24 protein-coding genes are annotated in these 23,769 nt (G+C 62.2%); 12 read left to right on the forward strand and 12 right to left on the reverse strand.

Going from position 1 to position 23,769, the window contains the following annotated elements:
- Positions 1 to 78: 78 nt before the first annotated feature.
- The 3 genes from AX760_RS08800 to AX760_RS08810 form a co-directional block, all read right to left on the reverse strand.
- Positions 79 to 543 carry an HPr kinase/phosphorylase gene (locus tag AX760_RS08800; protein ID WP_071832508.1) on the reverse strand — a complete coding sequence of 155 codons (465 nt, stop codon included), beginning with the start codon at positions 541 to 543 and terminating at the stop codon, positions 79 to 81.
- Positions 540 to 2,303 carry a sensor histidine kinase gene (locus AX760_RS08805; protein ID WP_425348828.1) on the reverse strand — a complete coding sequence of 588 codons (1,764 nt, stop codon included), beginning with the start codon at positions 2,301 to 2,303 and terminating at the stop codon, positions 540 to 542. Before AX760_RS08805 ends, AX760_RS08800 begins: the two co-directional genes overlap by 4 nt.
- Positions 2,304 to 2,597: 294 nt before the next feature.
- Positions 2,598 to 3,329: a response regulator transcription factor gene (locus tag AX760_RS08810; protein WP_071832510.1), complete on the reverse strand. Its 732-nt coding sequence runs from the start codon at positions 3,327 to 3,329 to the stop codon at positions 2,598 to 2,600.
- Positions 3,330 to 3,667: 338 nt separating this feature from the next.
- Between AX760_RS08810 and AX760_RS08815 the strand changes: the two genes are divergently transcribed.
- The 5 genes from AX760_RS08815 to AX760_RS08835 all read left to right on the forward strand — a co-directional run bounded on the left by AX760_RS08815 (position 3,668) and on the right by AX760_RS08835 (position 7,466).
- Positions 3,668 to 5,278 (forward strand): phosphoenolpyruvate carboxykinase, encoded by a 1,611-nt coding sequence (locus AX760_RS08815; RefSeq protein ID WP_071832511.1) that lies wholly within the window; start codon positions 3,668 to 3,670, stop codon positions 5,276 to 5,278.
- Positions 5,279 to 5,391: 113 nt separating this feature from the next.
- Entirely contained in the window at positions 5,392 to 5,826 is a 435-nt protein-coding gene (arfB, locus tag AX760_RS08820) for an alternative ribosome rescue aminoacyl-tRNA hydrolase ArfB (RefSeq protein WP_071832512.1), read from the forward strand.
- Positions 5,827 to 5,928: 102 nt separating this feature from the next.
- Entirely contained in the window at positions 5,929 to 6,405 is a 477-nt protein-coding gene (lysM, locus tag AX760_RS08825; protein WP_071832513.1) for a peptidoglycan-binding protein LysM, read from the forward strand.
- Positions 6,402 to 6,845, forward strand: coding sequence for a hypothetical protein (locus tag AX760_RS08830; protein ID WP_245294965.1), 444 nt, complete (start codon positions 6,402 to 6,404; stop codon positions 6,843 to 6,845). Before lysM ends, AX760_RS08830 begins: the two co-directional genes overlap by 4 nt.
- 9 nt (positions 6,846 to 6,854) lie before the next feature.
- On the forward strand, positions 6,855 to 7,466 hold the full coding sequence (locus tag AX760_RS08835; protein WP_071832514.1) for an alpha-ketoglutarate-dependent dioxygenase AlkB family protein: 612 nt from the start codon (positions 6,855 to 6,857) through the stop codon (positions 7,464 to 7,466).
- A 3-nt stretch (positions 7,467 to 7,469) separates the two neighbouring features.
- On the opposite strand, the gene coaA is transcribed toward AX760_RS08835, so the two are convergent.
- From coaA to hisB, 7 genes are read right to left on the reverse strand one after another with little or no spacing between them, the layout of a single operon-like run.
- Positions 7,470 to 8,465 (reverse strand): type I pantothenate kinase, encoded by a 996-nt coding sequence (coaA, locus tag AX760_RS08840; RefSeq protein WP_071832515.1) that lies wholly within the window; start codon positions 8,463 to 8,465, stop codon positions 7,470 to 7,472.
- Positions 8,465 to 8,785: a phosphoribosyl-ATP diphosphatase gene (locus AX760_RS08845; protein WP_071832516.1), complete on the reverse strand. Its 321-nt coding sequence runs from the start codon at positions 8,783 to 8,785 to the stop codon at positions 8,465 to 8,467. The genes coaA and AX760_RS08845 overlap by 1 nt, the downstream gene beginning before the upstream one ends.
- Before the next feature lie 19 nt (positions 8,786 to 8,804).
- Positions 8,805 to 9,581, reverse strand: a complete 777-nt coding sequence (gene hisF / locus AX760_RS08850; protein ID WP_071832517.1) for an imidazole glycerol phosphate synthase subunit HisF — start codon at positions 9,579 to 9,581, stop codon at positions 8,805 to 8,807.
- Positions 9,578 to 10,321 (reverse strand): 1-(5-phosphoribosyl)-5-[(5-phosphoribosylamino)methylideneamino]imidazole-4-carboxamide isomerase, encoded by a 744-nt coding sequence (gene hisA, locus AX760_RS08855; protein WP_071832518.1) that lies wholly within the window; start codon positions 10,319 to 10,321, stop codon positions 9,578 to 9,580. Before hisA ends, hisF begins: the two co-directional genes overlap by 4 nt.
- Position 10,322: 1 nt before the next feature.
- The gene (gene hisH / locus AX760_RS08860; RefSeq protein ID WP_071832519.1) at positions 10,323 to 10,973 is read right to left on the reverse strand and encodes an imidazole glycerol phosphate synthase subunit HisH; all 651 of its coding nucleotides are present in this window, start codon (positions 10,971 to 10,973) and stop codon (positions 10,323 to 10,325) included.
- A complete protein-coding gene (locus AX760_RS08865) occupies positions 10,973 to 11,461 on the reverse strand; it encodes a DUF2628 domain-containing protein (RefSeq protein ID WP_071832520.1) in 489 nt (162 codons plus the stop codon). Before AX760_RS08865 ends, hisH begins: the two co-directional genes overlap by 1 nt.
- A gap of 47 nt (positions 11,462 to 11,508) precedes the next feature.
- Positions 11,509 to 12,117 (reverse strand): imidazoleglycerol-phosphate dehydratase HisB, encoded by a 609-nt coding sequence (gene hisB, locus AX760_RS08870; RefSeq protein WP_071832521.1) that lies wholly within the window; start codon positions 12,115 to 12,117, stop codon positions 11,509 to 11,511.
- Positions 12,118 to 12,342: 225 nt separating this feature from the next.
- On the opposite strand from hisB, the gene hslV reads away from it, so the two are divergent.
- From hslV to AX760_RS08890, 4 genes are all read left to right on the forward strand, one after another.
- A complete protein-coding gene (gene hslV / locus AX760_RS08875; RefSeq protein WP_071832522.1) occupies positions 12,343 to 12,867 on the forward strand; it encodes an ATP-dependent protease subunit HslV in 525 nt (174 codons plus the stop codon).
- A 74-nt stretch (positions 12,868 to 12,941) separates the two neighbouring features.
- Entirely contained in the window at positions 12,942 to 14,249 is a 1,308-nt protein-coding gene (hslU, locus tag AX760_RS08880; protein WP_071832523.1) for an ATP-dependent protease ATPase subunit HslU, read from the forward strand.
- A gap of 212 nt (positions 14,250 to 14,461) precedes the next feature.
- Positions 14,462 to 15,391: a DUF1402 family protein gene (locus tag AX760_RS08885; protein ID WP_087149198.1), complete on the forward strand. Its 930-nt coding sequence runs from the start codon at positions 14,462 to 14,464 to the stop codon at positions 15,389 to 15,391.
- A gap of 79 nt (positions 15,392 to 15,470) precedes the next feature.
- Positions 15,471 to 16,865 (forward strand): cytochrome P450, encoded by a 1,395-nt coding sequence (locus AX760_RS08890; RefSeq protein ID WP_071832525.1) that lies wholly within the window; start codon positions 15,471 to 15,473, stop codon positions 16,863 to 16,865.
- On the opposite strand, the gene AX760_RS08895 is transcribed toward AX760_RS08890, so the two are convergent.
- A complete protein-coding gene (locus AX760_RS08895; RefSeq protein ID WP_071832526.1) occupies positions 16,828 to 17,442 on the reverse strand; it encodes a hypothetical protein in 615 nt (204 codons plus the stop codon). The two genes, AX760_RS08890 and AX760_RS08895, sit on opposite strands and share 38 nt — an antisense overlap.
- A gap of 154 nt (positions 17,443 to 17,596) precedes the next feature.
- Here AX760_RS08895 and AX760_RS08900 point away from each other — a divergent pair, with 154 nt between their 5' ends.
- Both AX760_RS08900 and AX760_RS08905 read left to right on the forward strand, forming a co-directional pair.
- Positions 17,597 to 19,597: a hydantoinase/oxoprolinase N-terminal domain-containing protein gene (locus AX760_RS08900; protein WP_071832535.1), complete on the forward strand. Its 2,001-nt coding sequence runs from the start codon at positions 17,597 to 17,599 to the stop codon at positions 19,595 to 19,597.
- 104 nt (positions 19,598 to 19,701) lie between these two features.
- On the forward strand, positions 19,702 to 21,876 hold the full coding sequence (locus tag AX760_RS08905; protein WP_071832527.1) for a malate synthase G: 2,175 nt from the start codon (positions 19,702 to 19,704) through the stop codon (positions 21,874 to 21,876).
- A 513-nt stretch (positions 21,877 to 22,389) separates the two neighbouring features.
- On the opposite strand, the gene AX760_RS08910 is transcribed toward AX760_RS08905, so the two are convergent.
- Positions 22,390 to 23,052: a L,D-transpeptidase gene (locus AX760_RS08910; protein ID WP_071832528.1), complete on the reverse strand. Its 663-nt coding sequence runs from the start codon at positions 23,050 to 23,052 to the stop codon at positions 22,390 to 22,392.
- A gap of 179 nt (positions 23,053 to 23,231) precedes the next feature.
- Here AX760_RS08910 and AX760_RS08915 point away from each other — a divergent pair, with 179 nt between their 5' ends.
- Positions 23,232 to 23,765, forward strand: a complete 534-nt coding sequence (locus AX760_RS08915; RefSeq protein ID WP_071832536.1) for an MmcB family DNA repair protein — start codon at positions 23,232 to 23,234, stop codon at positions 23,763 to 23,765.
- Positions 23,766 to 23,769: the final 4 nt, after the last annotated feature.

Raw genomic sequence — 23,769 nt, forward strand, 5'->3', positions numbered from 1 at the left:
CCTTTCGGGCGGTCATCTTGGCAAGGAAAAGGCGAAGTGCAAGCCCAAAATGCTACAACGGCGGCAAATGCGGCACTTTCATCCTGCAAGCGCCGAATTTTGAGGCAAAAGCTGTTCCAGAATTGCGAAGGAATCCTGCCCGTCACCATAGGGCAAACGCAGGAGAGGCAGGCTCATCCGCGCGTCGAGCCTATGAAGTTCCGCCGCCGGCGGCAGTCTCTCGACGTTTTCGAGCTTCACCGGACGAAGGGCGAGGTGCAGGACGGCGCAGGAAATCGTCTCTATGTCGGCAATCCCGGCGCCGCGGATCTCGATCAGGCCGCGGATCGTTTCCGGGCCATGCGCAAGGATCTGTCCGCCGGCACAGGAGACGAACACCTGGTCGTCGCTGACAAGCGCGGCATATAGCCCCCGCAGCCTTGCCTGGCTCATCAGGCTGAGCGAAAGGGTTGATTTTCCGGCACCTGAAGGCCCGACCAAAAGAAAACCCATCGTTCCCAGCACGATCGCCGTGCCGTGGACGTTGAAACGGCTGCCGCTCACGGGTTGGCCTCGGTCGGCAGAGACAGGATGAAGCGCGCGCCGACGATCGCGCCAGTCTTCGCGTCTATGATGTTTTCCGCTTTCAGCGTCCCGTCGTGGGCTTCGGCGATCTGGCGTGAGATCGACAGGCCCAGCCCCGAATTCTGGCCGAAATCCTCGCCCTCCGGCCGGTCGGTGTAGAAGCGCTCGAAAATGCGGTCGATGTCTTCCACCTGGATGCCGGGGCCGTTGTCTTCGACATAGACGACGCAGCGCGTGCGCGTCCGGGCCAGCCGCACGACGATCCGCCCACCGGGGTCGGGAACGAAGGATCGGGCGTTCTCGATCAGGTTGGTGATGATCTGGCCGATGCGCAGCTCATAACCGGCAACCGCGAAGCGGGTTTTCGGATTGTCCTTGCGGTCGACGACAAACTCCAGAAGGACGGCCTTCTTGTGGCTGCGGATCTGCCGGGAAATGTCCACGAGGTCACCGAGCAGCTTTTCGAGGTCGACGATACTGGCGTCGCTGCGGGCCAGTTCGGCATCCAGCCGGGAGGCGTCGGAAATATCGCTGATCAGCCGGTCGAGACGGCGCACATCGTGCTGGATCACATCCATCAGCCGCTTTTTCGATTCGTCGGTCCGTGCCAGCGGCAGGGTTTCCACGGCGCTGCGCAAGGATGTCAGCGGATTTTTCAGCTCGTGGCTGACATCGGCGGCAAAGTTCTCGATGGCGGCGATCCGGTCGTAGAGCGCGGAGGTCATTTCGCGCAGGGCAACCGAAAGGTTGCCGATCTCGTCCTGGCGGGAGGAAAAGTCGGGTATCTCCTCGCGCTCCTTGGCGCCGCCGCGGCGCACCCGGACGGCTGCCGCCGACAATCGGCGCAGGGGATTGGCAATGGTGCTGGACAGGAGAAGCGACAGGATCACGTTGACGAGCGCGGCAACGCCGAACACACGAATGATGGCGAGCCGTTCGGCATGCACGATCTTGTCGATATCACCGGCCTGCGTCGACAGGAGCAGCACGCCGAGCACAGCCCTGAAGCGCTGCACCGGCACGGCGACGGAAACGATCAGTTCGCCCTTGTCCGTGACGCGAACGACAGCACCGCGCACGCCGGTCAGCGCGTTCATCACTTCGGGATAGATCGAGCCGTTGCCGCCGGGCGGCTCCTTGTAGAGCGGCAGGTTGCCGGGCTGCAGGATCCGGTTGAACAGGCCGTTCAGCCGTTCCGACCAGGTGGCCGATTCCGGGTCGATCGGCGGCAGGTCGAAGCGCAGCACCTGGCCGCCGGTATAGAGATGGCGCGAATCGAGCAGAAGATCGGCATCGGCGTCGAACAGACGTGCGCGCGTCCGTGTTGGCGAAATCAGCCGTCTCAGCACAGGCGCCACGCGCTCCTGCGTGATCGGAAATTCCAGGTCCTCGTCGCTCGGGAGCGGCGTAATGCTCTGCCCGGCCTGCAGTTCCAGCAGTTTCTGCGGGTCGATGGTGATCGAGTTGGTGTCGACGGAGGCCGACGCCGCGATCGCCCCAGCGATGATTTCGCCCTGGGTCAGCAGGCTCTCGACGCGGGCATCGATCAGCCCCTCGCGAAACTGGTTGAGATACATGATGCCGCCGACGAGCACGACAAGCGCCACAAGGTTGAAAAACAGGATGCGGCGTGTCAGGCTCGAAAAAACGGCATTGCCGAAGATCCGGCGCACCAGGGTGAACGGATGCACCCAGCGCCGATCGGAAGGGTTGTTTCCGTCGCTATCGTCCATGTCCATATTTCGCAAGACTTCGACCAAGCCTTCCACTTCCGCCAGCGCGGTCCTTAACGAGGGGCCCTGAAACTACGGGTCTTGAAACTACGGGCCCTGAAATTACAGGCCTTGAAACTACAGACCTTGATTTGCAGGCTTTGAACAACAGGCGGTCGATCCCGATCTCGGGGTGAGCCAGACCGTCCCGGCAAGCCCGAGTTCCGCCTATCCATCTGGCCGCCCGGGCGATCATACAGGCTGGGACGGCGACGCGCCAGTCTTGCAGCACCGCCGTTCACCTGTTGAAGCCGGTTGAAATCAGGCTGACTCGCGAAAACGATAGCCGACGCCGTAAAGCGTTTCGATCATGTCGAAATCATTGTCGACCATCTTGAACTTCTTGCGCAGCCGCTTGATGTGGCTGTCGATGGTGCGGTCATCGACATAGACCTGCTCGTCATAGGCCGCATCCATCAGCGAATCCCGGCTTTTGACGACGCCCGGACGCTGGGCCAGCGAATGCAGGATCAGGAATTCAGTGACGGTCAGCGTCACCTGCTCGTTCTTCCAGGTGCAGGTGTGGCGTTCCTGGTCCATGGCGAGCTGGCCGCGCTCGAGTGAGCGTGCCTGGATATCGGCGGCCGACTTCGGCGTGCCGGCGGCATTGGCAGCCGCCGCCGCCTCGCGATTGGCAGAGCGCCGCAGGATCGCCTTTACCCGCTCGACCAGCAATCGCTGCGAAAACGGTTTGGTGATGAAATCGTCCGCGCCCATCTTCAGGCCGAACAACTCGTCGATTTCCTCATCCTTCGACGTCAGGAAGATCACCGGAATGTCCGACTTCTGGCGCAGGCGGCGCAAAAGCTCCATGCCGTCCATACGCGGCATCTTGATATCGAAGATCGCCAGTTGCGGCGGCCGCGCAAGAAGCCCGTCAAGAGCGGAGGCACCGTCGGTATAGGTCTCAACCTTGTAGCCTTCCGCTTCCAGGGCAATGGAAACGGAGGTCAGGATGTTCCGGTCGTCATCGACAAGTGCAATCGTCTGCATGTTAAGTGGCTCCATCATTAAGGCGCTCCTGGTCGAATGATCCAGCCTCAGGCCATACTGCCAGTCCAAGCGCTTCTTGAGTATAAAGGTGGAACAAATTGTGGCGAAGTAAATCGCCAAACGTTCTCTCCGCACCGAGAAATCGGAAAAGGCCTTTCAAATATGACGTTTGAAGCGCGTATTTCAACCGATTAAAAAAGCGATATTTTTCTTTAAATCGATTAATATACTGAAATCGTTGAATTTTTTAGTCCGTTGCCTTGTGTTTTAGATGTTCCGCTTTTATGGTCCGGGAAATTCAAAGGCCATTTGGCAAAACACGGAAGGAAAGCTGGACCATGAAGGAACTTGGTATCCGCAACCCGGCGCTCGGGCTGGACGCAATCGGTTTCAAGGCTCTGGATACGGTTCGCTATAACTTCGGTACGGCTGAACTCTACGAGGAGGCCCTGCGCCACGGCGAAGCACAGGTCACCGCCCATGGCGCCCTTCGCGCCTTGACCGGCCAGCACACGGGCCGTTCGGCGAAGGACAAGTTCGTTGTCCGCGACGCCACGACATCCGGCCAGATCTGGTGGGACAACAACAAGGAAATGTCGCCGGAGCATTTCGCCGTGCTGCATGCCGACATGCTGGCCCATACCAATGGGCTGTCGCTCTATGTACAGGATCTGGTTGGCGGTGCCGATGCGGTCAATGCCCTGCCGACACGGGTCGTGACCGAGTTCGCCTGGCACTCGCTGTTCATCCGCAACCTTTTGATCCGCCCGGATCGCGAAGCACTCGCAACCTTCCTGCCGAAGCTGACGATCATCGACCTGCCAAGCTTTAAGGCGGATCCGGCCCGGCACGGATGCCGCTCGGAAACGGTCATCGCCTGCGATCTGGTCAATGGTCTCGTGCTCATCGCCGGCACCTCCTATGCTGGCGAAATGAAGAAATCCGTATTCACGGTGCTGAACTATCTTCTGCCGGAAAAGGGCGTCATGCCGATGCATTGCTCGGCCAATGTCGGCCCCGCCGGTGATTCGGCCGTCTTCTTCGGCCTCTCGGGCACCGGCAAGACAACGCTGTCGGCCGATCCGAAGCGCACGCTGATCGGCGACGACGAACATGGCTGGGGTGAAGACGGCATCTTCAATTTTGAAGGGGGCTGCTATGCCAAGACCATCCGCCTTTCGGCGGAGGCCGAGCCGGAGATCTTTGCAACCACCCGCCGCTTCGGCACGGTTCTGGAAAACGTCATTCTCGACAATGATCGCGTGCCCGATTTCAACGATGGCTCGCTGACCGAAAACACGCGCTGCGCCTATCCGCTGGATTTCATCCCGAATGCCAGCGCAACCGGCAAATCCGGACATCCGAAAACGATCATCATGCTGACCGCAGATGCCTTCGGCGTTTTGCCGCCGATCGCGCAACTGACGCCGGAACAGGCGATGTATCATTTCCTCTCGGGCTACACCGCCAAGGTGGCCGGCACAGAAAAGGGTGTCACCGAGCCGGAGGCCACCTTCTCGACCTGCTTCGGCGCGCCGTTCATGCCGCGGCATCCGTCGGAATACGGCAATCTGCTGAAGGACCTGATCGCCCGCCACGAGGTCACCTGCTGGCTGGTCAATACCGGCTGGACCGGCGGCGCCTACGGCACCGGCAACCGCATGCCGATCAAGGCAACGCGCGCGCTTCTGGCCGCAGCCCTCGACGGGTCGCTGAAGACCGCCGAATTCCGCACGGATGCGAATTTCGGCTTTGCGGTTCCGGTGGCCGTCGCTGGTGTCGACACCACCATTCTCGATCCCCGCTCCACCTGGAGCGATGCCGTCGCCTATGATGCGCAGGCCCGCAAGCTGGTCGATATGTTCGTCGGCAATTTCGCCAAGTTCGAAAGCCATGTCGATGGCAGCGTTCTCGATGCGGCGCCCGGCATGAAGATTGCGGCCGAATAAACCATCGCAGGCGATGATTCACGTGAAACCCGGCTCCTCTGGCCGGGTTTTTCCGTTGCGCCGTTTTCAACGGGCCGATCCTGTGAGATAGACGCAGTCGAAGGAAGACAGCGATGGCCAGTGATCCGCTCTACATCAACGACCGCATCGTCATTGCCGGCTGGGAACTGACGGAGCAATTCGTGCTGGCCGGGGGGCCGGGGGGGCAGAACGTCAACAAGGTCTCGACAGCGGTCCAGCTGTTCTACGGCATCGCGGCCTCGCCGGCCCTGTCGGAGCGCGTCCGTGACAATGCCATCAAGCTCGCCGGCCGCAAGGTGTCCAAGGATGGCGTCTTGATGATCGAGGCGTCGCGGTTCCGCAGCCAGGATCGCAATCGCGAGGATGCACGCGAGCGGTTGAAAGAGCTGATCCTGAAGGCCGCCGAGCCGCCTCCGCCGCCGCGCCGCAAGACAAGGCCAACCAAGGGCTCCATCGAGCGCCGGCTGAAAGCCAAGACAGGTCGCGGCGAGATCAAGAAAATGCGCGGCCGGCCGGATGGCGATTGAGGCCACAAGTTTTCGGCGCACACCTTGTTTTTTGCCGGCAACTGCACTCTCTTAAGTGCAGACAAACATAGGCCAAGACAAAAACGCCAAGGGAGATGTGCGATGGGTCTTTTCAGCTTTATCAAGAATGCCGGCAAGAAGCTCGGAATTGGTGGCGATGATGACGCTCCGGACGTCGAGGCCGTCAAAAAGGAACTCGCCTCGCATGATCTCGGTACCGACAAGGTGGATGTCACCGTGGTCGAGGACAAGATCGTCTTGACCGGCACCGTCAAGGATCAGTCCATCTTCGAAAAGGCCGTCATCGCAGTCGGCAATACGCTGGGCATCTCGCAGGTCGAGGCGAGCGAGCTGAAGGTCGCGGAGTCCGCAAGCGAAACGCCGGCAGCTGCCAAGACGCCGGTGTTCTACACGGTCAAGAAGGGCGACAATCTCTGGAAGATCGCCGAGACCCAGTACGGCAAGGGCAAGGGCGCCAAGAACACCGCGATCTTCGATGCCAATCGCCCGATGCTGACCCATCCCGACAAGATCTATCCCGGCCAGGTCCTGCGCATTCCGGATCTGGAACAGGCGTGAGCTCCGGTCTGGGAAAAACCCTTCTGCTTGCCTGTGCGCTTCTGTTGGCCGCATGGGCAGGCCTTGCACAGGCGCAGGCCGTGCATCAACCGAAAAAAGGATCCGCCGAGCGCGCCGCTGTTCTCGATGCGTTGCGGCCGGCGGTCGAGGCGCAGATGCGCGGCCCGGTCGAGTTTGTCGTCGCAACGTTGCGCACCACGCCGAAATGGGCCTTCGTCCAGGTCGATCCGCAACGCCCCGGCGGCGCCCCGATCAATGTCGAGGATACAAGCTTTTCCGGCGACGCGGATATGATGGACGGCCTGACGGTCTTTGCCCTGCTGCGTTTCCAGTCCGGACGCTGGAACCTCGTCGAACACGTCGTCGGACCGACTGATGTCGCCTATCTCGATTGGGCGGACCGCTTCGGCGCGCCGCCGGTGATCCTCGGGCTCGAATAGGGGGCGGTCATGCAGGTCCTGCCCAAGGGCATACGGCATCTGCCCGGATTTCTTGATCGGGACCGGCAGGAGGCGCTGGTCGAAACAATCCGGGAGGTTGTCGCACAGGCACCGCTCTTCGTCCCGGAAATGCCGCGCACCGGCAAGCCGATGACCGTGCGCATGACCAATTGTGGTTCGCTCGGCTGGGTAACCGACCAGAAGCGCGGCTACCGCTATCAGCCTGATCATCCCGTCACCGGCAAAGCCTGGCCGGCCATGCCGGATAGCCTTCTCGATATCTGGAACACGGTCTGCGCCGGCGCCAGCCCCCCGGAAGCCTGCCTGGTGAATTTCTACAGCGACGATGCGCGCATGGGCCTGCACCAGGATCGCGACGAGCAGGATCTGCAGACGCCGGTCCTGTCGATTTCGCTTGGCGATACCTGTCTTTTTCGTGTCGGCGGCACCGAGCGCGGCGGGCGCACCCTGTCATTCAAGCTGTCGAGCGGCGACATCGTCGTGCTCGGCGGCGAGGGCCGCCTCTGTTTCCATGGCGTCGACAAGATCTATCCGACGACCTCGACGCTGTTGAAGAATGGTGGCCGCATCAATCTGACGCTGCGCCGGGTCACGCTCTGATCGTCAGAGCTTGCGCAGCGCAACCGTTGCCGTCAGGTGGTTTTCGCCCTTCTGCAGGATCAGGTCGGCACGCGGGCGGGTCGGCAGGATGTTCTGGCGCAGGTTCTTCAGGTTGATGTTCTGCCAGAGGCCTTCCGCGATCGCCAGCGCCGCGTCCTCGCTGACCTGCGCATAGCGCTTGAAGAAGGAATTCGGGTCCTTGAACGCAGTCTCCCGCAGCTGCATGAAGCGGCTGACGTACCAGCTGTGGATCAGGCTTTCCTCGGCATCGATATAGATCGAGAAATCGAAGAAGTCGGAGACCATCGGAACGATTTTGCCGTCGGCCGGCAGGTTGCGGGATTGCAAAACGTTGATGCCTTCGAAAATCAGGATGTCGGGACGGTCGATGATCTTGAACTGGTCCGGCAGCACGTCATAGGTCAGGTGCGAATAGGAGGGCGCCTTGACATAGGGCTTGCCGGCCTTGATCGCCGAGAGGAAGCGCAGCAGCGCCCCGGTGTCGTAGCTTTCGGGAAAACCCTTGCGATCCATGATGTTTTCGCGCTGCAGCACGGCATTCGGATAGAGGAAACCATCGGTCGTCACCAGGTCAACCTTGGGGCTCGATGGCCAGCGCGACAGGAGTTCGGCCAGGATACGCGCAGTGGTCGACTTGCCGACCGCAACCGACCCGGCAATGCCGATGACGAAGGGCGTCTTTGCCTCTTCCGGCATCGACAGAAACCGCTGGCGCTGGGCAAACAGCATCTGCGAGGATTCGACATGGGCCGACAGGAGCCGCGACAGCGACAGGTAGATGCGTCGGACTTCGGAGAGATCGATCGGGTCGTTCAGCGACCGCAACCGCTGCACCTCGTCGGCCGTCAGCGTCAGCGGCGTATCGGCACGGAACTTCGACCATTCTTCCGCCGAGAAGAAACGGTAGGGCGAATAATGCTTGTTGTCGAAATGATCCGGAATGTCGGCCGGTTCAAGGTCTTTTGCGACGATCGTCATTAACTCTTCCGGTTGGCCTTTTCCTGTAGCCCGGACTGGCCGGTGCGCCTGGCAAGCTCGTTCATCACATCATGCAACGGGATGCCGGCAATGTTCAATACGACCATCAGGTGATAGAGGAGGTCTGCACTTTCGGCGACAAGCTCTGATTTCTCGCCACCAATGGCGGCAATCACGGTCTCGACGGCTTCCTCGCCGAGTTTCTTTGCGGCTCTCTGCTGGCCCTGGCCCACGAGTTTCGCCGTCCAGGATTCGTCCGGCGAAGCCTTGGCGCGGTCCGCAACGATCTCTTCAAGATCCGATAGGGTGAAATCACTCATCAGGCGTCCTTTTTCAGCGTCAGTCGAGACGCATGGCAATGCCGTGCTCGGCCATGTAGCGCTTGGCCTCGCCAATGCTGTAGGTGCCGAAATGAAAGATCGAGGCGGCCAGAACCGCCGTCGCATGCCCATCCCTGATACCGGCGACCAGATCGTCGAGCGTACCGACGCCGCCGGAGGCAATCACCGGCACCCGCACCGAATCGGCGATGGTGCGCGTCAGCGCGATGTCATAGCCGCTCTTGGTGCCGTCGCGGTCCATCGAGGTCACCAGAAGTTCGCCGGCGCCGAGCTTGACCATGCGCTGTGCAAATTCGACAGCGTCGATGCCGGTTGATTGCCGGCCGCCATGGGTAAAGATCTCCCAGCGATCATCTTCGCCTGAAGCGGAGACCTTCTTGGCGTCGATCGACACGACGATGCACTGGTTGCCGAACTTGTCGGCGGCTTCGGCGACAAAATCCGGGTTCTTCACGGCTGCGGAATTGATCGAAACCTTGTCGGCGCCAGCCAGCAGCAGCTTGCGGATATCGGCGATCTGGCGAACCCCGCCACCCACGGTCAGCGGCATGAAGCAATGATCGGCGGTGCGGGCCACGACGTCGAAAATCGTGTCGCGATTGTCGGAAGACGCGGTGATGTCGAGGAAACACAATTCGTCGGCCCCGGCAGCATCATAGGCCTTGGCCGATTCGACCGGGTCGCCGGCATCGATCAGGTCGAGGAAATTGACCCCCTTGACGACACGACCGTCCTTGACGTCCAGGCAGGGGATAACGCGGGCTTTGAGAGTCATGCCGCTCTTCCTTTTCTGTCCCGGATCAGCGCCAGCGCCTCGGCCGGGTCGATGCGGCCATCATACAGGGCCCGGCCGGAAATGGCACCTTCGAGCTTGGCGGCGTCCGGTTCCAGCATGCGCCTGATATCGTCCATCGAGGCCAGGCCACCGGACGCGATCACCGGAATGGAAACCGCGTCGGCCAGGTCCAGCGTCGAGGTCCAGTTGATACCGGTCAGGATGCCGTCGCGGTCGATATCGGTGTAGATGATCGCGGCAACGCCGGCGCCCTCGAATTTCCGGGCCAGCTCTGTAATGCCGAGCTCGGAGGCCTCCGCCCAGCCTTCCACCGCCACCTTGCCGCCCTTGGCATCAATGCCGACGGCGACCTTGCCCGGAAAGAGCCGGCAGGCCTCGATCACCAGCGCCGGATCGCGCACGGCAACGGTGCCGAGAATGACGCGCGACAGGCCGCGCGACAGCCAGGTCTCGATATGGGCAAGCGTGCGGATGCCGCCGCCGAGCTGCACCGGGTTCTTGGTGGCCTTGAGGATGGCATCGACCGCACTGCCATTGACCGTCTCGCCGGCAAAGGCGCCGTTGAGGTCGACGACGTGCAGCCATTCGAAGCCCTGATCCTCGAAGGCTTTCGCCTGATCGGCCGGATCGGGATTGTAGACGGTCGCCTGGTCCATGTCGCCGAGCTTGAGGCGCACGCACTGGCCGTCTTTCAGGTCGATAGCGGGAAAAAGGATCATGTCAGGGCTTCCAGCGCAGGAAATTGGTGATCAAGGCAAGGCCGAGCACCTGGCTTTTCTCCGGGTGAAACTGGGCACCGGCGGTGTTGTCCTTGGCAACGAACGCCGTCATCGCACCGCCATAGCCGGTGGTGGCCACGAGTTCCTCGGGATTCTCCACGGCGAGATGGTAGGAATGCACGAAATAGGCATGCAGCCCGTCGGCTCCGGTCCGGATCCCCTCAAACAGCGGGTGCGGCCGGTGCAGGTCCAGCGTGTTCCAGCCGATCTGCGGGATCTTCAGCGTCGGATCGGACGGCGCCATCTCGACGACGTCGCCCTTGATCCAGCCGAACCCTTTGGTCGTCGTCTTTTCCAGCCCGCGCGACGACATCAGCTGCATGCCGACGCAAATGCCGAGAAACGGCCGTCCCGCCTTTTCGACAGCCTCCGTCAGCGCTGCATGCATGCCGTCGACGGCATCGAGCCCGCGCCGGCAATCGGCATAGGCGCCCACGCCGGGCAGGACGATCCGGTCGGCACTGGCAACGCGGTCGGGCCTGTCGGTCAGCTCGATGTCGGCAGTCATGCCGGCCTCGCGCACGGCGCGCTCGAAGGCCTTGGTGGCCGAGCGCAGATTGCCCGATCCGTAGTCGATAATGGCGACGCGCATCAGCGTTCTCCGTAGGAACCGAACAGGCCGAAGCCGGGACGGATATCGGTGCGGGTGGTCATGCCAGCTTTTGCTTCCGGCAAGGGCAGGGCAGGTGTCGTCGGGATCGGATGTTCGGCTGGCAGGGCCGCATGGAAATACATCATCTCCGCAGTGGTCGGATCATCCGCCGGGATCACGGCGCGCAGCGTCCAGCCCGAGGCCGAAAGGCGCGAGGCGAGGAATGCCGAGCCTTCCAGCGCCACCAGCAGGCGCAGGGCAAGCTCCATCAGGAGGCTGGCCACAACCAGATGCGGCACCGACGAGATCAATCCAAAGACGACCTGCAGGCCGAAAACCACAAGCCCGGCCAGCCACTGGCGCTTGACGAGCAGCCAGATGGCGGGGAAGGCGAAGGCCACCCACGAAAAACGATCCGCAACGAAGCGGGCGTTCTCGTCATTGCCGGCGGTGCCGGGCGGGGTCAGAACCAGATAGGAAACGGACATGGCGTCAGCCGACTTTCCTTGAGCAGCGCAGTTTCGGACAAGCCTGTTCAAACAAGCGTGCCCTTTGTCGAGGGAACACGGCCGGCCTGGCGCGGATCGATCTCTGTCGCCATGCGCAGGGCACGGGCTACGGCCTTGAAACAGGTTTCGGCGATATGATGGTTGTTGGCGCCGTAGATGTTTTGCACATGCAGCGTGATGCCGGCATGCTGGGCCAGCGCCTGGAAGAATTCGCGCACCAGTTCGGTGTCGAACGTGCCGATCTTCGGCGCCGAGAAGGCAACGTTCCAGACAAGGAACGGCCGGCCCGAGACATCGACCGCCGCCTTTGTCATCGTCTCGTCCATGGCAAGATCGATCGAGGCATAGCGCGTGATGCCGCGACGATCGCCCAGCGCCTTCGACAGCGCCTGGCCGATGACGATCCCGACATCCTCGACCGTGTGGTGATCGTCGACATGCAGGTCGCCGTCTGCCTTGATGTCCATGTCAATCAGCGAATGCCGGGAGAGGTGGTCGAGCATATGGTCGAAAAAGCCGACGCCGGTCGAAATCGTCGATGTGCCGGTTCCGTCGATATTGACGGAGACGCGCACCGCGGTTTCATTCGTCTTGCGCGAAACGCTGCCGGTGCGGTTGGCTTGCAGGTCGGCCATCAGGTTCTCCAGAATGTGACTGAGCCGCTCCATATCAGGCGAGGGGCGAAATATCCAGAAGTGCCGCCATGTTTCTCGCCAATGCGCAGGCAGGGCCGGATCGCCGGCCGCAAGGCCACGGCACGAGAGCTATTTGCAATCGCAAAAAGGCCACTTACATAGTCCTCGACGGAGCCGGTGTGCGGCTCTTCGAAACGGTCCGGTCTCCGGGCAGGCAGGGTTTTGATGACAACGATTATTACCGTCCGGAAGGGCGGACAGGTGGTGATGGCGGGTGATGGCCAGGTTAGTCTCGGCCAGACGGTGATGAAGGGCAATGCCCGCAAGGTCCGCCGTCTCGGCAAGGGCGAGGTGATCGCCGGGTTTGCCGGCGCGACCGCCGATGCCTTCACGCTTCTGGAGCGGCTGGAAGCCAAGCTCGAACAATATCCCGACCAGCTGATGCGGGCCGCCGTCGAACTCGCCAAGGACTGGCGGACGAACAAGTATCTGCGCAATCTCGAAGCCATGATGCTGGTCGCCGACAAATCGATCACCCTGGCGATAACAGGCAATGGCGACGTGCTGGAACCCGAACATGGCACAATCGCCATCGGTTCCGGCGGCAATTATGCCTTTGCTGCGGCGCGTGCCCTGATGGACACCGACAAGTCGGCGGAAGAGATCGCCCGCCGCTCGATGGAGATTGCCGCCGATATCTGCGTCTATACCAATGGCACTATCGTCGTCGAAACTCTCGACGCCGCCTGATTGCAAGCGGCCTGACAGAAAGCCGCGTGCCTGCGCGCCGGCGAAGCGGACCCGATCACTTTGGAAAGAAGACAATGACCACATTTTCCCCCCGCGAAATCGTGTCGGAGCTCGACCGGTTCATCATCGGCCAGCATGATGCCAAGCGCGCCGTGGCGATTGCCTTGCGCAACCGCTGGCGCCGCCAGCAGCTGAATGATGAACTGCGCGACGAAGTCATGCCAAAGAACATCCTGATGATCGGCCCGACCGGTGTCGGCAAGACGGAGATTTCCCGCCGCCTGGCCAAGCTCGCCGGTGCGCCCTTCATCAAGGTCGAAGCGACGAAATTCACCGAAGTCGGTTATGTCGGCCGTGATGTCGAGCAGATCATCCGCGATCTCGTCGAGGTCGGCATCGGCCTCGTGCGTGAAAAGAAGCGCGCCGAGGTCAAGGCCAAGGCCCATCTGAATGCCGAGGCACGTGTGCTGGACGCGCTGGTCGGCGCAACCGCCTCGCCGGCGACGCGCGACAGTTTCCGCAAGAAGCTGCGCGGCAACGAGCTTGACGACAAGGAGATCGATGTCGAGATCGCCGATACCGCCACCCCCGGCGGCGGCTTCGAGATCCCCGGAATGCCCGGCGCCAATATCGGCGTGCTCAACCTGTCGGAAATGTTCGGCAAGGCCATGGGCCCGCGCACGAAGAAGGTCCGCACCACGGTCAAGGAAAGTTATGCCATCCTGATCAACGACGAGTCCGACAAGCTGCTCGACAATGACGAGATCCAGCGCGAAGCGGTCCGCTCCGCCGAAAACGACGGCATCGTCTTCCTCGATGAAATCGACAAGATCGCTGCCCGCGATGGCGGCATGGGCGCCGGCGTCTCGCGCGAGGGTGTGCAGCGCGATCTTCTTCCGCTTGTCGAGGGCACGACGGTCGCAACCAAGTATGGTCCGGTGAAAACCGATCACATCCTGTTCATCGCCTCGGGGGCCTTCCATGTCTCGAAGCCCTCGGATCTCCTGCCCGAACTTCAGGGCCGGCTGCCGATCCGTGTCGAACTGAAGGCCCTGACCAAGGAGGACTTCCGCCGCATTCTGACCGAAACGGAAGTCAGCCTGATCCGCCAGTACAAGGCGCTCCTGGAAACCGAAGGCGTCGAACTCGATTTCACCGAGGATGCGCTCGATGCCTTGGCCGACGTTGCCGTCAAGCTCAACACCAGTGTCGAGAATATCGGCGCGCGGCGTCTGCAGACGGTGATGGAACGTGTCCTTGACGAGATTTCCTTTGCCGCCCCCGACAAATCCGGGGAAGCGCTGATGGTCGATGCCGAATATGTGAAGAAGCATGTCGGCGATCTCGCCGCCAATACCGACCTGTCGCGCTACATTCTGTGACATTTCCGGCACCGGCCGGCGCAATGTCGCATGGCATTGTAAAACGCAGGCGCCTGTCACTCGACAGGCGCCTGCTTTGTTTCTAGAGCGGGGTTGTTTGCAGCGCGGGGCATGATTCCGACACGATTTTGCCGCATGTCACGCGCTCGAAAGCCTGACGCCTGCCCGAAACCGCCTGACAGGACTATGCCGTGCGCCCTTTTCTGACCCTTATGCTTGTAATCGTGCTGTCGCTTTTCCAGGGGCCGGCAATGGCGGCTGGCGGGCGCCCCGTTCCCGAAGGAAACCGCTTCCAGGAACAGCCCGATATCCCCGGCGCCTCCACGAGACGCACAAAGGCAGGCCGTACGTCCTTCGATGCGAAATACGAAAAGGTGCGCAATCTGCTGGCGACGGACCGGCAGCTGCTCGGCAAGATCAGGTCGACGGCCCGCGCCTATGGCATCGATCCCATTCATATGATCGGCGCGATCGTCGGCGAGCATACCTACAATGTCGACGCCTATGACCGCTTGCAGTCCTATTATGTCAAGGCCGCCGCCTATGCCGGCGACAGTTTCCGCTTCGCCTATGACGGTGAATCCATTGCCGATTTCATCGGCCGCCCGCAGTTTTCGTCCTGTGCAGCGAAGAAGAATTCCTATGCCGTGTGGAATTGCCGCGAAAACATCTGGGACCGCCAGTTCCGCGGCAAGTCCGTGGGCGGCAGGTCGTTCCCGAACAATCGTTTCAGCGCGGTATTTTTCCAGCCCTTCTATGCCGGCCAGACCTTCGGCCTTGGCCAGATCAATCCGCTGACGGCGCTGATGCTGACCGACATGGTCGCCCGGGTCTCCGGCTATGACCGGCTCGACGCCAATGATGCCAACGACGTCTACAAGGCGATCATGGATCCGGATATTTCGCTTGCCTATATGGCCGCCTCGATCCGTCACTCGATCGACGCCTACAAGGCGATCGCCGGCGTCGATATCTCGACCAATCCCGGCATCACCGCGACCCTCTACAATGTCGGCAATTCCGACCAGCGCGCCGCGGCCCTGGCCGCCCGAAACAGCAATGGCGAATTCCGCTGGCCCGAGGAAAATTACTATGGCTGGCTGGTGAACGACAAGCTGGCCGAACTGCGCAGCCTGCTCTAAATATCCTGAAATGGCCATGGTCCTCTGCAAGGCTGGCTGCGTATAGACACCGGCAGAGGATGGCAGACAGGAAGCCTTGATGGATATCAGCCCGGAACCGTTCGAACCGCCAGCGCCGATCCCGCGGACCGTGCCCCCTTCGCGCCTGCAGGTCATCCGCACGGTTCTGCGCAATCCGCTCGAGCTCTGGGGCGAGCCCTCCTATACGCTGCCGTGGATCGATACGAAATTCTTCAACCAGCGCACCCTGATCGTCAATGATCCGGACCTGATCCGCTATATCCTCGTCGAAAACGCGTCCAACTACGAAATGTCCAAGGTGCGCCGGCTGATCCTGCGGCCGATCCTGCGCGACGGGCTTCTAACAGCGGAAGGCGAGGTCTGGAAGCGCTCGCGCAAGGCGATGGCGCCGGTCTTCACACCGCGCCATTCCAAGGGCTTTGCCAATCAGATGCTGGCCAAGTCGCAAGACTATGCGCTGAAATACGAGGCGGCCCGCGACGGCGACCAGGTCGTCGATATCGCCACCGATATGACCGAGCTGACCTTTGAAATTCTCTCGGAAACCCTGTTTTCCGGCCAGGTCGCGGCCGAGACGGATGGCTTTGCCGCCAGTGTCGAGCAACTTCTGCATCGCATGGGCCGGGTCGATCCGATGGACATCCTGCTTGCGCCCCCATGGGTGCCGCGCCTGACGCGGATCGGCGGCAAGAAGGTCATGGCGCGTTTCCACGCGGTTGTCTCGCAAACCATCGAAGGCCGCTTGAGCCGGATGCGCGCGGAGCCGGAGACGGTGCCCAAGGATTTCCTGACGCTTCTGCTGCAGCTTGAGGGATCGAACGGCCTGTCGCGCGACGAGATCGCCGACAATATTCTGACGTTCATCGGTGCCGGTCACGAGACAACGGCGCGGGCGCTGGCCTGGACGTTTTACTGCGTCGCCAATGCGCCGCAGGTGCGCGAGGCCATGGAGGCGGAAATCGATGCCGTTCTGGCCAGCGGCGCCGAGCCGGTCGAGTGGCTGGAAAAGATGCCGCATGTGCGGGCCGCCTTCGAGGAAACGATGCGGCTCTATCCGCCGGCCCCCTCGATCAACCGTGCCGCGATCAAGGATGATCACTGGGTTTCGCCTTCCGGTGAACGCGTCGATATCCCCAGGGGGGTGTCCATTCTGATCATGCCCTGGACTCTGCACCGGCATGCGCTCTACTGGGACAAGCCGCGCGCCTTCATGCCGGAACGCTTCCTGCCGGAAAATCGCGACAAGCTGCATCGCTTCCAGTATCTGCCGTTCGGCGCCGGCCCGCGCATCTGCATCGGCGCGACCTTCGCCCTGCAGGAGGCGGTGATCGCGCTTGCCGTGCTGATGAAGCGCTATCGTTTCGACATGACAGCGGAAACCAGGCCCTGGCCGGTGCAGCGGCTGACGACCCAGCCTAGGGGCGGGCTGCCGATGAGGGTGTCGGTTCGCTGAAGGTCTTGCCGCGCGGCGCTGTCTGGGTCGAGCGGATCGGCGAATCCGATATGCCCGGCTCGTTCAGCGGCTTTGCCGGTTTCTTGATCGTCTTGATACGGGCACAGCTGGCATCGCCGACATCGTCACATGGCTTGTAGACGATGATTTCGCTGCCGGCGCCGTCATCCCAGACGACCTGCACGGTGATGGTCTGCGCTTCTTTTGCCGCAAGCGAGATGTAGACATATTCATTGGTGTCGTCGGACGGCAGGTTGAAGGGCAGTTGCGGATCGCAGGCACCGACCGGAAAGCGTTTGTCGAGCGCATCGCCATTGACGGAATACCGGATTTCCGACACCCGGCAATGCATCACCTGAAGCGCAGTGAAATAGATCAGCTGCTTGTTGCCAAAATTGCGAAACTGCACCCAGCCGGTCTGCTTGTTGGCGTCCAGCATCGCCTTGTAGATCGAGACTTCGGGAAGTTCCGGCTTGTACTCCTCCTCGTCGCTGTCCTGCGCCTGGCCATGGGCCGGAAGCACGAGTGCAACGAGCAGCAGCAGAAGCCGGGTGATCGGTCGCAGTTTGAACGCCATTCGCATCTTTCCTTTTCCGCCGGATGTCGCTTCCGGCCTGTCTTCCTGTGCCCGTGGCAATGGTCTTTCCGCACAAGATGTCATATCACCGGTCGCATGTTTCTTGAAGCCGGCCTGCCGGCGCCGTTCAGCCTGTTTCCGAATGGACGTTTCCTTGACTGCTCATCTTCTTCTCGGCATCGATACCGGCGGCACCTATACGGATGCGGTTCTCTTCAGCGAAACGGCTGGCGTTGTCGCCAGGGCAAAGGCGCTGACGACCCGCCACGATCTGGCGATTGGCATTGCCGGCGCGGTCGAATCGGTTCTGGAACAGGCGCGTGTCTTGCCGTCGGCCATCGGCATGGTCTCCCTGTCGACAACGCTGGCGACCAATGCCCTGGTCGAGGGTCAGGGTGGGCGCGCCGGTCTTGTCATGATCGGATTCGCGCCGGAGGATCTGAAGCGCGACGGTCTTTCCGAGGCGCTTGGATCCGATCCGGTCCTCTTTTTGCCCGGCGGCCACAATGTCCATGGCGGCGAGACACCGCTCGACATAACGGCGCTCGACGCGGCCTTGCCCGCCCTTGGCGAACAGGTCTCGTCCTTTGCGGTGGCCGGGTATTTCGCAGTGCGCAATCCCGCCCATGAGCAGCGCGTCCGCGACCGCATCCGCGAGGTCTCGCATCTTCCCGTCACCTGCAGCCACGAATTGTCATCCAGGCTCGGCGGACCGCGCCGGGCCCTGACGACATTGCTCAATGCCCGGCTTGTGTCGATGCTCGACCGGCTGATCGGCGCCTGCGAGGGCTTTCTCGCGGCGCGCGGCATTGATGTGCCGATGATGGTGGTGCGCGGCGATGGCGCGCTGATTTCGGCCAATGAAGCGCGGCTGCGGCCGATCGAGACGATCCTGTCCGGCCCGGCCGCAAGCCTTGTCGGCGCGCGTTACCTGACCGGGCTCGACGATGCCGTGGTCTCCGATATCGGCGGCACGACGACGGATGTTGCCGTGCTCGACAAGGGCCGGCCGCGGCTCGATGCCGAAGGCGCCGTCGTCGGCGGCTTTCGCACCATGGTCGAGGCGGTCGCCATGCGAACCTTCGGGCTCGGCGGCGATTCCGAGGTCCGGATCAACGAGCGCGGCCTCCAGGCAACGATTACGCTTGGCCCGCGCCGCTTCCTGCCGCTCAGCCTTGCCGCAACCCAGCATCCGGATGCCGTCATCGCGGTCCTCGAGCGCCAGTTGCGCGCCCCGCATCTCGGCCGCCATGATGGCCGGCTGGCTGTGCGCACTGGCCTGCCGGATCATCTGGCAAGCGGCCTTCAGCCGCAGGAACTGGCGCTTTATGACCGTATCGGCACAGTGCCGGAGGCACTCGATGTTCTCCTCACCAGTACGCCGCAAAAGGCGACGCTCGACAGGCTGGTCGGGCGCGGCCTTGTCCACATCTGCGGCCTGACGCCGTCGGATGCCATGCATGTTCTGGGCCGGCAGGATCAGTGGAATGCGCAGGCCGCCAGCCTCGGAACAGCCCTTGCCGCCCGGATCAGGGACGGGCAGGGCCGCCCGATCGCCTCAACCCCGGAAGCCTTGGCGACAATGATCGTCGAGCGCCTGACGCGGCAATCTGCGGAAGTCATTCTGTCGGCCTGCCTGGCCGAGGATGGCGCGGCGATCGATCCGGCAGCCTCCCTGGCTGTCGATCGCGCCCTCAAGCGCATGCCGGGCATCGTCGGCTTTTCGCTGGCGCTCGATCGCCCCCTGATCGGCCTCGGCGCCTCGGCGCCGGTCTATTATCCGGCCATCGCAGCCATGCTCGGTGCACGGTCGTCCATCCCGGATGATGCCGGCGTCGCCAATGCGGTCGGTGCCGTCGTCGGCCAGGTCCGGTCCTCGGTCACGGTTTTCGTCACCACCCCTGAAGAGGGCGTGTTCATTGTCAATGGCGCCGGGCCCAGCGGCCGCTTCCTTGACGAGGCGCTGGCCTTCGCCGCAGCCCGCGATCGGGCCGGGGGCGCCGCGCTGCAGGCAGCCAAGCTCAGCGGTGCGCAGGATCCGGTGGTTGCGATCCGCGAGGAAATCGATGCGCCGACGATAGAAGGAAGCCGCAAGCTGGTCGAGGCGCGTTTCATCGCCTCGGCCAGCGGCCGGCCAAGACTTGCCCACGGGTGATTGTTTCCGTTTTGGAAAGAATTCTTCCCATTTTCGCGCAGTTGACGGGAAATGAAACCGTGAGACACTGCGCGCCACCGGATTTGAAAGAGCAGGAGTGACAGATGGCTTGGACCGAGATCAACGGATTGAAAATCGACACGAGCCTCTACAGCTTTCTCGTCGATGAAGCGCTGCCAGGAACGGCTGTGGACGCTGCTGCTTTCTTCGTCGGCTTCTCGGCCCTTGTCGATGATCTGGCCCCGAAGAACCGGGCGCTTCTGGCGCGGCGCGATACGCTGCAGGAACAGCTCGACGTCTGGTACCGCACCAATGGCGCACCGATCGATATGGAAGCCTATGAGGCTTTCCTGCGCGAGATCGGCTATCTGCTGCCCGAGGGCCCGGATTTTTCCGTCTCCACCGAGAATGTCGATCCCGAGATCGCCACGATCGCCGGCCCGCAGCTGGTCGTCCCCGTCATGAACGCCCGCTATGCACTGAATGCCGCCAATGCCCGCTGGGGCTCGCTCTATGACGCACTCTACGGAACCGACGCGATCGCCGAGACGGACGGCGCCGAAAAGGCCGGGGGATACAATGCGGTCCGTGGCCGCAAGGTCATCGACTGGGCCCGGGCCTTCCTCGATTCGAGCGTGCCGCTTGCCGGCGCAGGCTGGGGCGATGCCAGGCGCCTCTCCATCGCTGGTGGCCAGCTCTCGGTGTTCACCGATGCCGGCCCAATCGCGCTGCAGACTCCGGCTCAGTTTGCCGGGTTCAACGGCGCTGCCGACGCACCGGCCGAACTCCTCTTGAAGACCCACAATCTCCACATCCGCATCGTCATCGATAAAACGACGGCGATTGGCAGCGAGGACGCCGCGGGTATCTCCGACATCGTGCTTGAATCGGCGATCACCGCGATCATGGATTGCGAGGATTCGGTCGCCGCCGTCGATGCGCAGGACAAGATCACCGTCTACCGCAACTGGCTCGGCCTGATGAAGGGCGACCTCGCGGAAGAGGTATCCAAGGGCGGCAAGACCTTTACCCGGCGTCTGAACCCGGACCCGGAATTTACCGGCCCGAATGGCGAGACGTTGTCCCTCAAGGGACGCGCGCTGATGCTGGTGCGCAATGTCGGGCACCTCATGACCAATCCGGCCATGCTTGACCGTGAGGGCAACGAGGTGCCCGAAGGCATCATGGACGCTGTCATCACCGGCCTGATCGCGCTGCATGATATCGGCACGGATGGCCGCCGCCTGAACTCGCGCGCCGGCTCGATGTATGTCGTCAAGCCGAAGATGCACGGTCCGGAAGAGGTCGCTTTTGCCAGCGAAATCTTCGGCCGCGTCGAGCATGTGATCGGCATGGCACCGAACACCATCAAGATGGGCATCATGGACGAGGAGCGGCGCACGACCGTCAACCTCAAGGCGTGTATCCGCGCCGCCCGCGAGCGCGTCGTGTTCATCAATACCGGCTTCCTCGATCGCACCGGCGACGAGATGCACACCTCGATGGAAGCCGGGCCGATGATCCGCAAGGGCGATATGAAGCAGGCGGCCTGGATCGCAGCCTACGAAAACTGGAATGTTGATATCGGACTCGAATGTGGTCTGGCCGGCCATGCCCAGATCGGCAAGGGCATGTGGGCCATGCCGGACCTGATGGCGGCCATGCTCGAGCAGAAGATCGGGCATCCGAAGGCGGGCGCCAACACCGCCTGGGTCCCGTCTCCGACGGCCGCCACCCTGCATGCCACCCATTACCACACGGTCGATGTTGCCGAAGTGCAGGCCGCGCTGAAAAGCCGGCCGCGCGCCAGGCTCAGCGATATCCTCTCGGTTCCCGTCGCCGTCAGGCCAAACTGGACGGCGGAAGAGATCCAGCGCGAACTCGACAACAATGCGCAGGGCATTCTTGGTTATGTCGTGCGCTGGGTCGACCAGGGTGTCGGTTGTTCCAAGGTGCCTGACATCAACAATGTCGGCCTGATGGAAGATCGCGCAACCCTGCGCATCTCCGCCCAGCACATGGCCAACTGGCTGCACCACGGCGTGGTAACGCCGGCGCAGATCATCGAGACGATGCGCCGGATGGCCGCCGTGGTCGACGGCCAGAATGCCGGCGATCCGCTCTATGCGCCGATGGCTGGTGATTTCGAGGGATCCATTGCCTTCCAGGCAGCCCTGGAACTCGTGCTCGAGGGCCGCAGCCAGCCGAATGGTTATACCGAACCGGTCCTGCATCGCCGCCGGCTGGAACTGAAGCAGCAGCAGTTGCTGGGGGGCTGATCCACCCCCATTCAAAGAAAAACATCGTCCCCGCAAATCCCCGGCGCATCTCCTGTGCCTGGAATGGCCTCGTCCCGCCATCGGATACACCGGATGAGCGTTGCCGGCGAGGCGGGACCGGTGCCCCGGGGAATGGCGGAACGCCCGCCTGAAGCCGGGGGCTGCGTGAAAGGTGGTTCTCCTCCGGACATTTGGATGGTCCGGGCGTGCCGGGCTTGCCCCGCCGTGTTTAAAGACGGTCGAGGGCAATGCCCCACCTCATTGAAAGGCCGGGCGGGTAAGAGGTCGGGCCGAGGCATTGGAGGCTTTTGTTCTGACAAGGACAAAAGCGCAGAAGAACCTGAGAAGCGCGGCAAAAGACGCCGAGCGGGGCACGGCGCGTGTCAATTTACCTACAAATCCCTGAGGCACGTGTCGTGCCCCGGCCGAACGCAGCGTTGATGCCCGGCCCGTCTAGCATCAAACCCACGGCGGAATTTCCGCGCGTGGATCGAAGCGTTGGCAGTTCGCCCGTTACTGCTGGACGATGACGCGAGTGTTCTTGCCCGGACGAACGCGGGCATAGAGATCGATGATGTCCTGGTTGATCATGCGGATGCAGCCGGAGGACGCGGCAGTGCCGATCGAGGACCATTCCGGCGAACCATGGATCCGGAACAGCGTGTCCCGGCCTTCGTCGTTGAAAAGGTACATGGCGCGCGCGCCAAGCGGGTTGCGCAGGCCCGGACCCATGCCGGCCTCGACATATTGTGCAACATCAGGCTTGCGCTCGGCCATTTCCTTCGGCGGGTGCCAGGTCGGCCATTCCTGCTTCCAGGCGACATAGGCTTTGCCTTGCCAGGCAAAGCCCGACTTGCCGACGCCGATGCCGTAGCGCACGGCCTTGCCGCGCGGCAGCACGAAATACAGGAAACGGCTCGGCGTGTTGACGATGATCGTGCCGGGCTTTTCCTTCGTCGTATAATCGACGATCTGGCGGTGGAAGCGCTCGTTGACCTTGCCGATCGGGATCGCCGGAAGCGCATAGCCGTGATCCTGGACGGGACCGTAACCATCCGAGAAGATCTGGTTGGTGGCCACTGTTTCGCCGACGGGACTGATGGGAGAGGTGGAGCAGCCGGAAAGGACAAGGGTAGCCGCGAGGCTGCACAGCAGAATTGCATTGCGAAAGCGCATGGGGTTCTCTTAAATTTCTGCAAAGGATCGCTGGGTCGATTCGACCATCAGTGACGTCGGTTATTTTCGATCGGCACATGGATTGCAAGGGAATGCGTTGCAGCATTTTTTCCGGCCGTGCCAAATCTTCGCCGGATTGTTTTTTTGCAACAAAAGCCCCGCTGTGCCAGAGTTTGCCCATGGCGATTCTTTCAATCCACAATGACAATCCGCTGATCGATGGGCGCCAGTCGCAGCGCGCGATGATGGTGCGTCGCGGCACGCAGCGTTTCCTGCACGACTTGCGGCATGCCGTTCTGCCGGAACTGACGCTGGCCAGCGGTCGCCGCGCTGATCTTGCGTCGCTGTCGCCGAAGGGAGAGATCTGGATTGTCGAGATCAAGACCTCGATCGAGGATCTGCGTGTCGATCGCAAATGGCCCGATTACCGGCTGCATTCCGACCGGCTGTTCTTCGCCACCCATCCCGGCGTGCCGCTCGATATCTTTCCACCCGACTGCGGCCTGATCGTCTCGGATGGCTATGCCGCCGAACTGATCCGCGAGGCACCGGAACACCGGCTATCGGCGCCGACCCGAAAGTCGGTTTCGCTGGTCTTCGCGCGGGTCGCGGCCCAAAGGCTGATGCTGGCGGAATGGGCTGCCGATCGCACCGGCAGCATGGACGCCGCAACGACGGCGATCCTGTCGGGTGCGCGCGACGACCAGGGCTAGACTG

The organism is Pararhizobium antarcticum, from assembly GCF_001885585.1.
In the GTDB taxonomy this organism is placed as follows: Bacteria; Pseudomonadota; Alphaproteobacteria; order Rhizobiales; family Rhizobiaceae; genus Pararhizobium; species Pararhizobium antarcticum.